Genomic DNA, 12,718 nt, shown 5'->3' on the forward strand with positions numbered 1-12,718 from the left:
AGACCCACTAAGCGAGGCATATCGTGCACGAGGACGCCGCCCGGTTCCTGTCCCAGCCGGTGGCCGCCCAGCCCGGCTCACCCCTCCGCGTGGCCGTGTACTCACGGATCGCCGAAGCCATCCGCAACAACCTCCTGACGCCCGGCTCCATGATCCCCACGGAGGCCGAGCTCGGCGCCGACATGAAAGTCAGCCGGACCGTGGTCCGCGAGGCACTGATGCTCCTGGAAGAAGACGGCCTGATCAGGGCACGGCGCGGTGTGGGCCGGTTCGTCTCCGATTCCCTCCCCCGCATCGGCATCGAACGCATCCGCCCCTTCGAGGAAGTCCTCGGCAGCCCCGGCCAGCAGGTGGAAGTCAAACGCATCCTGGTCGAACGGCAGCCCGCCTCGGAATTCGTCGCCCCAGGCATCGGGATCGAACCGGGCAGCGACACCTGGCTCTGGGAATCGGTCCTGATGCGGGACGGCGAGGCCATCGCCCACCTGCAGGAAAACGTCTCCGCCCAGCCCGTCAGCCTCGGCGGCAGCTCCGCCGTCGAACCCCTGGAAGTGAAGGACGACGGCGGCGCCACCTTGCTTGCCGTTCTCACCAGAATGAGCGGCCGCGTGCCCGGCCCGGGTGAGTGCCAGATCAGCCTCAGCCAGGTGGGGCCCACCCGCGCGAAGCTGCTGGACCTACGGCCGTCGGACCCGGTGCTGGTCCTCACCCAGTACGTCCGCCACGGCAACCGGCCGTTCTACCTGGCCAAGTGCCTGATCGCCGCCCGGGCGGGCCACCTCTCGATCATGCAGTCGTTCCAGTCCTGACGCCCCGCCCCCGGCAGGGGCAACCCCGTTTCGCTCCCCCACCAGCGAACGGGCCACTTCAAATTCAAGATTCCAGGCCGTCGTCACAGCATCGACCAGCATCTGACTTCCCCCCCCGGATGCCGCCTCTTTCCTGTACTCACGGAATCATCTTTGTCGATGTCCAGGTTCAGATGCCCTGGAGACTGCTGGTCTTCAATCTACTGACGCCTGACGGGGTTCGTGAGCGCCAGCTGATGTTGGTGTTCGTGGAGTTGGGAGGCACGTGTAGCCCGGACGAATGGCAGGACGTGCTTGGGGTTGCTAGCCGGGCCGAACCGCGGCGTCATGAAATGCCACCTCCGAGGTTATGCAGGAGTGAGGAGTGCGCACAGGCGCCCTTTTTGCGCAAACGAACTTTTCGCGGGATGGCCTTCCGCGCTGGATTAGGGTTTGCGCCGCTCACTTGGGTTGGCGAATTGGAGAAGACATGATTTGGGACCGAGCAGGGCGTCGAAGGGTGTCTGAATCAGCCGGGAGTTCCGTTCCTCGTGAGGGAGGACGGAGGAGTCTCCGCGCCTCCGCACGTCAGGAAAGCAGCTTCGCGGCCTTGCTGTCGTTGATGGCCGGGGTCTTTCACAGCTTTCGTGGTCTCAGGTCTCTCATCTCCGCGCTGGTCGCAGCCCTGATCCTGGGCTTCAGGTCCTTTGTGGCTCGATTTTCTGTCCGCTCCCGGAACGCCCGGGCGGCAGCCCAACGGGCTGGAACCGGGACGTTGAGTGCTCTGATGTCAAGGACGCGGCATAGGCTAAGCCGGCGCCGCGCCTTCCGGGTGGTTGCGGGAAGTCTTGCGCTGGTGACCGCCATCGGGGTGCTCTCCACTGGTGGGGGGGCGTTTGCCGCTACCACGTCAGTGCATGAAATCACTGCCAACTGGGGTGGGTCCCCGGCCCCGACGTCGGCGCCGTACGGGCAGGCGTTGACTTCTGAGTGGCACATCAGCACGAATGATGCGGCGAATCCGCAGGCCAATAGTCCAGTGAGCAACGTGCGGGCCACCCTCGTCGCCACCAACGGCGTCTTCGCGAGCATTCCCGCCGTCTGCAAAACGACTGGTGTCACGCCCGTTTCGTCGATCTCGTCGAACGGTTCGACCCTGGTCTGCAACCTCGGCACGATCACCGAGGGGACGGCGTCGGTGATTCAGGCGCCGGTGCGCGCTACCGGGCCGGTCGGATCGAAGATCTCCGTGTCGGGAACCGCCACGTCGGATTCGGCCACCGCTCCGACAGCGCCCGCGGCCACGCCCCAGCTGCCGATCTCCGGCAGCCACGGCATGGACCTGGTACTGAGCGCCCCGAACCAGAACTACCAGCAGGCCACCATCGCCAGCCGCAGCGGTGGAAACCGCCCCTCGGTGGTGGTCGACTACGGTGTCGCCATGACGACGGGGAGCATCCCGGGCCCGGCCACGTACACTTTCACGGTAGACATTGCCGTGTCTGTTGCTGGCCAGTTGCCGGGCCTGCAGTGGGAGGGGTGTGCCCCGGTCGACGAATCCGCGCAGGCCACCGGCATTCCCTACTCCGCGTCCACGGTCACCAACCGTACGAATGCCCCGACGTGCTCGATCAGTGGCAGCGGCACGCACTACACGGTTACCTTAAGTGGCCTGGACTACTCCCTGAAGAACGTTCCGACCGTTGACAGCCTCGGCAACGCGATTCCGTCGACGAGCACCTTCATCGCGTCGGGAAAACTCAACTTCAGCTACACCACACCGATCACGGCGAGCACGGGTGTGACGTTCGGGGCGACCCCGAGCCAGTTCACCTTCATTGATGGTGTCACCCAGCCCGAGACGAACGCCACCAACGATGTCTCGGGCACCTCCCTTGTTCTGCCGGGGGTGTTCGCAATCAACTGGCAGGGCGGCCCAGCCGCCGGACGCACGCCGTGGGATGCCAACCTGTGGGCCGCGCCCGGAACGGCACAGGACAAAACCTTTCCGTGGCCGGCCGCCGGATCCTCGACCAACCCCGGCCCTTACACGATCAATGATCAGCCCCTGGTGAGCGTGTCCGATAGCGTGACCTGGTCGACCTACACCGGCCCGGGAGGAGCTGACATGGCCGGCTCCTGCAACATGATCCAGAACCCCGCCGCGTTCACGCCGCGGTATGCGGACTTCGTAGCACAGGACGGCGCTTCCCAATCCAACATGACCACCGCGCACCTCTGGTACCGCACAGATGCGCTGAACACCAAGACCGAGACCTGCGGGCAGCCGGTTGGTGTGGCAGGCAGTCCCTGGATCTCGGCCCCGCTTCCCGCTGGTTGCAGCACGCAGACAGCTAACATCTCACCGGCGTATTCCGATGACAAGTGCATCGTGAGCCTTCCCGCCGGCGTCACGGCCGTGAAGATGACCTGGAACCCGGCCGTGGACAAGCAGTTCCATCACATGCTGCGGGTGTGGGGCTACGTACCCCCGACCGCACCCATCGGGGCCGAGTCGTGGACGGTCGGTGCGTTCAACGCGCCCTACAACACCGCCACGGCTTTCCCGGGTTTCCCGACGCTCAACAACTACATCAACATCAGCACCAACCCCAACGTCATCGCGGTGATCCCCGGCAGCACCTACGGGCCGAACACCAACGGCCAGCGTGACGCGATGCGGATTCAGGGCCCGACGGGCGTCATCACCAAAACCACGCCGAGCACGACGGCGCAGCCGGGCGTGCCGGTGACATACAACATCAAAGCCGAATCCGACCTTGCCGTGCAGAGCCCGCCGAACCAGACCTTCACCGTCACCGACACCCTGCCGACCGGCATGAGCTACGTCGCCGGTTCCGGCACGCCAACGCCGCTGATCACAGTGAACGGCTCGGGCCAGCAAGTGCTGACCTACACCTTCACGAACGTGCCCGCGAACACCCCGCAGCCGATCACCTATCAGGCGCAGATCCCCGCGAACAGCCAGGTCGCGCCCGGCACCGTCCTGACGAACACGGCGCAGGTTGATGTGCCTGGCGACAACCGCCCGGTCGCTGCCCGGCAGGCGGCCGCGAGCGTGAGGGTTCCGAACAACGGCGCAACCAACCTGGGTAAATCTGTCGAGGCGAACGTGCTCTCGTTCTACGGCGACAGCTCGGCGTGGAATCTGACAATCAATTCTCAGGACCCCGTCTCGAACTCCTTCACTGACACCATCGACATCCTTCCCGCCGTCGGCGACGGGCGTGGCACCAACGTGGATGGTACCTACTCGATTACGGGGGTGACCGCTCCTGCCGGTTCCACCGTTTATTACTCCACTGCACCGCTGGGGTCGCTGAGTAACGATCCGAGGGCGTCCTCCAATGGTGGAACGCCGGGCAGCACCACGGGGAACACTGTGGGGTGGTCGACGGTGAAGCCGGCGAACCCGACGGCGATCCGGATCATCGGCCCGGCACTGGCGCCGGGCGCGACGCAAACGATCCGTGTTGCGTTCACGACACCGGCCGGAACGAGTTGCACGGCACCGGCGACCACCGATAACAAGCCGGGACAGGTTCTGGTGAACTCGGCCCTCTCCTTCGCCGGTCACACCGCGTTGCCGATGCTCTCCAGCGCGACGACGACCATCGGTGACTGTTACGCCCTGGACCTGAAAAAGTACGTGCTGGCCAAGGGCGGCAACCCGGTCCCGTCCGACCCGGCAACCAACCCGTCCTGGTTGGATGCGAACACGGTGGCGCAGTATGCCCAATACGCCGCGGGAGACACGGTTCCGTTTGAGGTGATTGCCTCGAACAAGGGCACCGGTGCGTTGACCAACGTAACAGTCTCTGACCCGCAGGCTCCCGGCTGTGGGGGAACCATCCTCAGCCTCGCACCGGGCGCGACCCAGGTCTTCACATGCCAGCTCACCGCCGGAGTCGGAACCACGGTGAACACCGCATCAGCCTCCGTGAATCCGCCGTCCGGTCCGACACTGACCGCGACCGACCCGGCCGGTTTCGTCGTGCCGGCACCGTACACCGTCGCCAAGACTTCGGATGCCGGCGCCGCTGTCTCACAGGGCGCGGTCGTCCATTACACCGTGACCGTGACCGAACCCGCCAACAGCGCCGCTCCGTCCCTAAACCCGTCGATCAGCGATGACCTCTCCAGCGTGCTGGATGATGCCACCTACAACAACGACGCTGCGGCGTCAGCGGGAGGAACCCCCACCGTTACCGGGAACACGCTTGCATGGTCCGCGGCGAGCATCATGCCCGGGCAGAGCATCACCATCACCTACTCGGTGACCGTCAATACCCCCGACACTGGTGATAAGGCACTGAAGAACACCGTCGTCACCCCACCGGGAGCCAGCAACTGCCCCGATGGAAGCACCGACCCCGCGTGCACCGTCAATGTCCCGGTGCAGATTCCCGGAATCGCCCTGGTGAAGTCGGTGGCTGAGACGGAGCTGACGTTGGGTGAGACCCTGCATTTCAGCTTCGTTGTGACGAATACCGGTAACGTGAGCCTGGCCAACGTTTCGGTGGCCGAGACCGCGTTCACTGGCTCGGGCACGGCACCGGCGGTCACGTGCCCTGCGGGTGCTGGGTTGCTGGCTCCGGGCGCCCAGCTGACCTGCACCGCGACCTATGTCGTGACCCAGGTTGACGTGGACGCCGGGAAGATCAACAACACTGCCACGGCAACCGGCACCCCGGCCTCGGGCCCGGCTGTCACCTCACCTCCATCGAACGCGGCTGTTCCCTCGACCCCGGCACCGGGCCAGTCCTTCACTAAGACAGCTGATGCCTCCGCGGTGGGGAACCCGGCCAAGGTCGGAGACGTGATCACCTATCAGTTCTCCTCTACGAACACCGGGAACGTGACGCTGACGAACGTGGGCATCACCGATCAGCTGGCTGGTCTGTCGGCCCTGGCCTACACCTGGCCCGGAACCCCCGGCACCCTGTTGCCGGGCCAGAGCGTCACCGCGACCGCGACCTACGCGATCACCCAGGCAGACATTGACGCCGGGCACGTGGCCAACACCGCACTGGCCGCCGGCACCGACCCGTCCGGGAAAACCACCAACACACCCCCATCCCAGACAGACACCCCCCTACCCCCCGCACCGGGCCAGTCCTTTACTAAGACGGCTGATGCTTCGGCGGTGGGGAACCCGGCGAAGGTCGGGGACGTGATCACCTACCAGTTCTCCTCCACGAACACCGGGAACGTGACGCTCACGAACGTCGGCATTACCGACCAGCTCGCTGGTCTGTCGGCCCTGACCTACACCTGGCCCGGAACCCCCGGCACCCTGCCACCGGGTCAGAGCGTCACCGCGACCGCGACCTACGCGATCACCCAGACAGACATTGACGCCGGGCACGTTGCCAACACCGCACTGGCCGCCGGCACCGACCCGTCCGGGAAGAGCACCAACACACCCCCGTCCCAGACGGACACCCCGCTGCCCCCGGCACCGGGCCAGTCGTTGACTAAGACGGCGGATGCCTCCGCGGTGGGGAACCCGGCGAAGGTCGGAGACGTGATTACGTATCAGTTCTCCTCCACGAACACCGGGAACGTGACGCTGACGAACGTGGGCATCACGGACCAGCTCGCTGGTCTGTCGGCCCTGACCTACACCTGGCCCGGAACCCCCGGGACCCTGCTGCCGGGCCAAACCGTCACCGCGACCGCGACCTACGCGATCACCCAGACAGACATTGACGCCGGGCACGTGGCCAACACGGCACTGGCCGCCGGCACCGACCCATCCGGGAAAACCACCAACACACCCCCGTCCCAGACAGACACCCCACTGCCCCCCGCACTGGCGTTGTCTTTGGTGAAGTCGGTGGCTGAGACGGAGCTGACGTTGGGTGAGACCCTGCATTACAGCTTCGTTGTGACGAATAGCGGTAACGTGAGCCTGGCCAACGTTTCGGTGGCCGAGACCGCGTTCACTGGCTCGGGCACGGCACCGGCGGTCACGTGCCCTGCGGGTGCTGGGTTGCTGGCTCCGGGCGCCCAGCTGACCTGCACCGCGACCTATGTCGTGACCCAGGTTGACGTGGACGCCGGGAAGATCAACAACACTGCCACGGCAACCGGCACCCCGGCCTCGGGCCCGGCTGTCACCTCACCTCCATCGAACGCGGCTGTTCCCTCGACCCCGGCACCGGGCCAGTCCTTCACTAAGACAGCTGATGCCTCCGCGGTGGGGAACCCGGCCAAGGTCGGAGACGTGATCACCTATCAGTTCTCTTCTACGAACACCGGGAACGTGACACTGACGAACGTGGGCATCACCGATCAGCTGGCTGGTCTGTCGGCCCTGGCCTACACCTGGCCCGGAACCCCCGGCACCCTGTTGCCGGGCCAGAGCGTCACCGCGACCGCGACCTACGCGATCACCCAGGCAGACATTGACGCCGGGCACGTGGCCAACACCGCACTGGCCGCCGGCACCGACCCGTCCGGGAAAACCACCAACACACCCCCATCCCAGACAGACACCCCACTGCCCCCCGCACCGGCGACCACTCCGCCTGCGACCACCGCCCCTCCGGTTACCGCCCCGGCATCAGAGCCGCCGGCACCGGCCGGACCGGCGAGCCTGGCGTACACGGGGGCGTGGATGCTGGGGCTGCCGCTTGGTTTGCTGCTCCTGCTCGGTGGCGGATTGTTCCTGATCGCGGCTAAGAGGAGGCGTGCCAGCCACTAAGGATTGATCGGTGGGTACTCAGGTTCCTCTGAACCTGAGTACCCACCACCCGGGCCCACGCCTATAGACCAGATCTGACCCGGTACGGCGCAGCCACGGGTCGCGACGGGTTAACTCGGCTAGGGCCTTTTGAATGCCGTTCCTGGTAGCGCAGGCCCGAACCAGGAAAGAAGAACGGGCGTCCGCTTCGCGGCCGGCTGTTGGGTCCAATGCCGTCCGTCGCAGAGCTTCGGCCGTCCCTGGCAGCTAAAGTATCAGGCGGCCAAACCCGCCAAACCGAATGCCGCCGTCGTGTGTTCCGGGAAGGTAAGCAGCGTCTCCACCCTGTCCCGCAATCGGGCTCCTCCTATGAATTAGCTTTCTGTCCGCTGCCTGGGTTTTGTGCTTGGTCCTCTGCGGGTGCGCGGCTTCCTCAGGACTACGGTGCGGAACGCGTACCCGTGTCCGTGCTCGGCCCCGACGTTGGAACGAAGTTCCAATCGAAAGACCCGTCGTGCCGCAATGTCAGGCGCAGGAAACCGTAAGTGTCGCTGAACCGTTTCACGATGTACGCCGACTTGCTGGTGAAGGAGCGCAGACCGGTGCCTCCCGTGGATACCTGGAACGCTGTCATCCCGTCACCGACGCACTGGTCGGCGTTGTTCAACGGACAGGACCGTTCGTAGTTATGCTGAGACCCCGAAAGGGTCAGCCGGACCCGGTGCTTCCACATCACGTCGATCCACGGCTTGTGCTCAATGGCCCGCGTATGTTCGTCGGTGTCTGACGTGAAGTAAAGCTCGTGGTACACCACTGCCAAGTGCTTACCAGCCGATTTGGCACCGGCCAGGTCGTTGTCGAGCCACCCCGTCAGCTCCTGGGCCCGCTCGGGATCGAAACGCCAGAGTGCGGACGGTAGGAAGGCGAAATGCCAGTTCCCGAAGTCCTTCGAGTATGGTGCCCCGTTCCTGATGAAGCCGCGCTCCTGGTTGATCGCAGACTTTGCTGAAGACCCAGGGCATTGGCCATTCATGAAGTTGTCGAGTACTTCGTTGCGGCCCGGTTCCCAGTCGTGGTTTGGGGCGGACACCCAGTACAACTTTGGTTTCGTACCACCCCACAGCCGCTCCCAGTACCTTACGTAGTCTTCGCAGCGCGCCGTGGAGTACTGGAAGTCCCCGAGCCCCATGAATTCGTCAATCTCGTTCTTCTCCACGAGCTGGGTAATCGCCGCACCGTTCCTGCCGGACGGGCTGTCGGGGCATCGTTCTTGGGGTTGTTCATGTCACCCACAGCAGCGATCCGGACTTCCGGAGTGCTGCTGCAACCCGCGGCAGAGAGCGCCAGGAGGGTCGCGGCGATGGGGGCAAAAATCCGGAAGAGTCTCAGACTTGAGAGGGCTGACTGCATCCGATACCCCCTTCAAGAAAGCCGGACGGCTTGTCGGCCTGCGAGAGACAGCCGGGCACGCACCGGCCCCCTTGATACTCCTGAGGACAGAAGAGGCTGTCAAGGGTGCGATGCTTATGCAACCGGCCATCTGCCTCGGCAAACGCCTGATCGCGGACCGGGCAAGGCACCTGTCCATCATGCGGTCGTTCCAGACCTAACCTCCCGCCTCACGAGGCCAACCAAAAATGTCAGGCGGCCGAGCCCGCCAAACCGAGTGCCGCCGTCGTGCTTTCCGAGAAGGTAAGAAGCGTCTCCACCAGGTGCGCCGCGAAGTCGCCCTCCACTTCCAGCACCACCCGGCAGCGAGCGCCGGGCTGTTCCGGGTAGCCCATGTGCACGCCGCGCAGGTCGCAGATGGTCTGCCCGCGTCCGGGCCCTGAAGAGGTATCGACGGCGGCACGCACCACGGGCGCAACTGTTGCCTTAACAGCACCCACCGCGAGCGCCGCCGCCAGCGGGTCGTGCATGGCGGAGCATGGCCGGCCGAAGATGCCCTCGTAGAACCGGAAGTAGTAGCCCAGCATCTCCCCCAGCGCCCGCGGCACAGGAGCGGAAGAGGACAAAAGCTCCTGCCGGTGGTGCTCCTCCAAAACAGACGCCATGGTCGCGTCCAGCGGCACCAGGGTAACGTTCCAGCTGGCGGCGAGGACCTCGGCAGCGGCCTCGGGGTCGTTGTGGATGTTGGCCTCGGCCACCGGGGTGATGTTGCCCGGGGCGAACGCGGCGCCGCCCATGATGGTGATCTCCTCCACCAGCTGCGGTAGCGCAGGTTCCAGCCGCAGGGCTTCGGCGATGTTGGTCAGCGGGCCGATGGCCAGCACCCGCAGCGTGCCGGGGTGTTCGTGGGCGAGCCGCACCAGCATTTCGGCCGCGGTCTCGGGCGCCAGCTCCGCAACAGCAGGAGCAAGCGAAACGCCGCCGATCCCGTTGTCCCCGTGCACCCACGGCGCCCCTCCCCCGAACGAGCCCGCCTGGGGATCGTGCGCGCCCAGCGCCACGGGGATGTGTGCGTGGCCGGCCAGCTGCAGCAGATCCAGGGTATTGCGGGCGCCGACGGCGGCACTGACGTTCCCGCTGACGGTCCCGATCCCCGCCACCCGGGCGGTGGGCGCGGCGAGCAGGTAGGCCAGGGCGAGGGCGTCGTCGATGCCGGTGTCGCAGTCGAGGTAGAACGGGTGGCGGGGAGGGACGGTCATGGTTCTTCTTTCAGTTGGTGCAGGGACGGGGGTCAGAGGGTTTCGCCCTTGGGGGCGGCGACGAAGAGGCTGACGATGAACGCGGCCGCGGTGATGGCCACCGAGATCCAGAGGGCGGTGGCGTAGCCGGCGGAGGTCGCCTGCGCGGCGAAGGGCGCCACGAGGACGACGCCGAGGCTCGCGCCGAGGCCGAAGGAGGCACCGTTGATGCCGGGCAGGGCTGCCGGGGCTTCCTTGGGTGAGAGCAGCACGGAGAGCCCGTTGATGGCGGTGAGGAAGAAGCCGTTGTAGAAGATGCCGAGGGCAGCGACGGCGATCAGCACCGCCACCTGGTTGTCGGGGAATGTGGCCGCCACGATGGCGCAGGCCAGGCTGAGGCCGGTGCCGGCGCGGAGGGTCTTGATCCAGCCGCGGCGGTCGGCGAGCCAGCCGGCGAGCGGTGCCGCGAAGACGCCGATGAGGGCGGCCGGGGTGAGGAACAGCAGGGCGGACAGGGAGGCGCTTAGTCCGAAGCCGTGGAGGGTGTCCTGGCTGAGCAGCACCACGGTGAAGTTGATGATGGCGAAGATGCCGGCCAGGGTCAGGACGGTGGTGGCGATGACCGGCCAGACCTGGCGGGAGCGCAAGTGGTGCACGGCGATGAGCGGGTTGCTGCGCCGCTTCTCGATGATCCAGAACACGGCGAAGGAGGCGATGGTGGCGGCCAGCAGGGCCAGGGTGCTTGGCGCGGTCCAGCCCGCGGCGGATCCGCCGGAGACGAAGTAGGTGGCGAACACCAAGAACAGCGACAGGGACCCGGCTCCCCACCAGTCCATGGCGCCCCGGACGCCGTCGGGCTTTCCCTTGGGGACGATCTTGATGATGCAGGCGGCGGCGATGGCGGTCAGGACGAGCACGACGACGAAGATGGACCGGAAGCCGAGGGTCTCGGCCATCAGGCCGCCCACGTAGCCGTCCACTCCCCCGATGCCGCCGTTGATGGCGGCGATGATGCCCACGGAGGTGCCGAAGACTTTGGCGTGCAGGTTTTCGCTGAGGACGATGTAGGCGAGCGCGAAGACGGCGCTGGAGACGCCCTGCAGGAACCTGCCGGTGACCAGCAGCGGCAGTGTGGGGGCCGCGATGCAGAGGATGGTTCCGGCGCCCATGATGCCGAGGACCAGCAGGAGTGCGGCGCGGCGGCCGATGAAGTCGCTCCACCTGCCGATCACGGGCCCTGCGATGGCGCCGGCCAGGAAGAACATGGACTGGACGGGGGCGGCGCTGTCGGCATTCAGGCCGAAGCTTGAGGCAATCTGCGGCAGGGCGGGGGTGACCATGCTGGCGTTCAGCTGGAAGGACAGCACGCCGAGCAGCAGGGTGGAGATCAGTAGGGCGGCGCGGCGGCCGGACAGCTTCGCGGCCTCCAGGCTTGCTGCGTGGGCCGGTTCGACGGCGGCGGAGGCCGGAGGCGCTACGGGCGCCGGGGCTGGGGTGTTCACATCAAACTCCTTTGTTCGAGCAGGATCGCTTCAATGGCGATTCGAGTTGTTATACAACCATGTATGACTGACAAGTACAACCATGGCGTACACTATTTCCTAATCCAGCCGCGTCCCGGCTCCACTCCGATAGGACTTTCATGAGCAATCGACTTCCTGCCGTCACCGTCGTCGGCAGCATCAACCTGGACCTGATCGCCACCGCCGAAAGGCTCCCCACCGCCGGCGAAACTATCGGCGGCGCCGTGCTCTCCGAACAGCCGGGTGGCAAGGGCGCCAACCAAGCGGCGGCAGCTGCGAGGCTGGGAGGCAGCGCCCGGATGGTCGGCGCGGTGGGCAGCGACGCGCAGGGGCGGCAGATGCTGGATGCGCTGGCGGCGGCCGGAGTGGACACCGCCGACGTAGCAGTTCTGCCGGAGGCGACCGGGACTGCACTGATCGTGGTGGACCGCGATGGCGAGAATCAGATCGTGGTGTGCCCGGGCGCCAACTCCCACCTGTCGCTGGACAGGGTGGAATTTGGCCCGGACGAGACGGTGCTGTGCCAGCTGGAGGTGGGCCTGCCTGTCGTGCTGGAGGCCGCCCGGAAGGCGCAGGGCTTCTTTGTGCTCAACGCGGCGCCGGCCATGGACCTGCCCGCGGAGCTGCTGGAGCGCTGCGACCTGGTGATCGTCAACGAGAGCGAGTACGCTCTGATCCCTGCCCTCGCGCAGGCCAAGCTGGTGGCGGTGACGTACGGCGGGGACGGGTCGGCGATGTTCGAACACGGGCAGAAGGTGGCCGAAGCCCCGGCGTCCGCCGTGACTGTAGTGAACACCGTCGGCGCCGGCGACGCGTTCTGCGCCGCCCTGGTCCTGGCCCTGGGCGCCGGACTCGACTACTCCGTGGCGCTTGCCGTGGCTAACGCAGTAGGTGCGGATGCCGTGGGAGATCCGTCGTCCCAGCCGGCGCTCGCTCCGCTGGAGGAGTATGTTGCCCGAGTGGCTGAAGCCGGGGCCGTCAGGCAGTAAATCTGGTTGTCAGGTGAGCAAGTCCGCCTGATTGGTCAAGAACTATGGCGACCCCCTGATCCTGGAACATCCCCGGCGCAAC

General features: G+C 66.1%; 6 protein-coding genes. 3 read left to right on the top strand and 3 right to left on the bottom strand.

What is annotated here, in order from left to right; genetic code table 11:
* Positions 1-23 precede the first annotated feature (23 nt).
* Together J7E83_RS02195 and J7E83_RS21480 are read left to right on the top strand one after the other, a co-directional pair.
* A complete protein-coding gene (locus J7E83_RS02195) occupies positions 24-809 on the top strand; it encodes a GntR family transcriptional regulator (protein WP_214958768.1) in 786 nt (261 codons plus the stop codon).
* Positions 810-1,644: 835 nt separating this feature from the next.
* A complete protein-coding gene (locus J7E83_RS21480) occupies positions 1,645-7,518 on the top strand; it encodes an isopeptide-forming domain-containing fimbrial protein (RefSeq protein WP_214958769.1) in 5,874 nt (1,957 codons plus the stop codon).
* Positions 7,519-7,936: 418 nt separating this feature from the next.
* Here the strand turns inward: J7E83_RS21480 and J7E83_RS02205 are convergent, their stop codons facing one another.
* The 3 genes from J7E83_RS02205 to J7E83_RS02215 all read right to left on the bottom strand — a co-directional run bounded on the left by J7E83_RS02205 (position 7,937) and on the right by J7E83_RS02215 (position 11,626).
* Positions 7,937-8,713, bottom strand: a complete 777-nt coding sequence (locus tag J7E83_RS02205) for a metallophosphoesterase (protein ID WP_251043287.1) — start codon at positions 8,711-8,713, stop codon at positions 7,937-7,939.
* Between the two features lie 424 nt (positions 8,714-9,137).
* Positions 9,138-10,145, bottom strand: coding sequence for a nucleoside hydrolase (locus J7E83_RS02210; RefSeq protein ID WP_214958770.1), 1,008 nt, complete (start codon positions 10,143-10,145; stop codon positions 9,138-9,140).
* A 32-nt stretch (positions 10,146-10,177) separates the two neighbouring features.
* Entirely contained in the window at positions 10,178-11,626 is a 1,449-nt protein-coding gene (locus J7E83_RS02215; RefSeq protein ID WP_214958771.1) for an MFS transporter, read from the bottom strand.
* 140 nt (positions 11,627-11,766) lie between these two features.
* Between J7E83_RS02215 and J7E83_RS02220 the strand changes: the two genes are divergently transcribed.
* A complete protein-coding gene (locus J7E83_RS02220; RefSeq protein WP_214958772.1) occupies positions 11,767-12,636 on the top strand; it encodes a ribokinase in 870 nt (289 codons plus the stop codon).
* The last annotated feature ends 82 nt before the right edge of the window (positions 12,637-12,718 follow it).

Source organism: Arthrobacter sp. ISL-48 (assembly GCF_018613805.1).
In the GTDB taxonomy this organism is placed as follows: domain Bacteria; phylum Actinomycetota; class Actinomycetes; order Actinomycetales; family Micrococcaceae; genus Arthrobacter.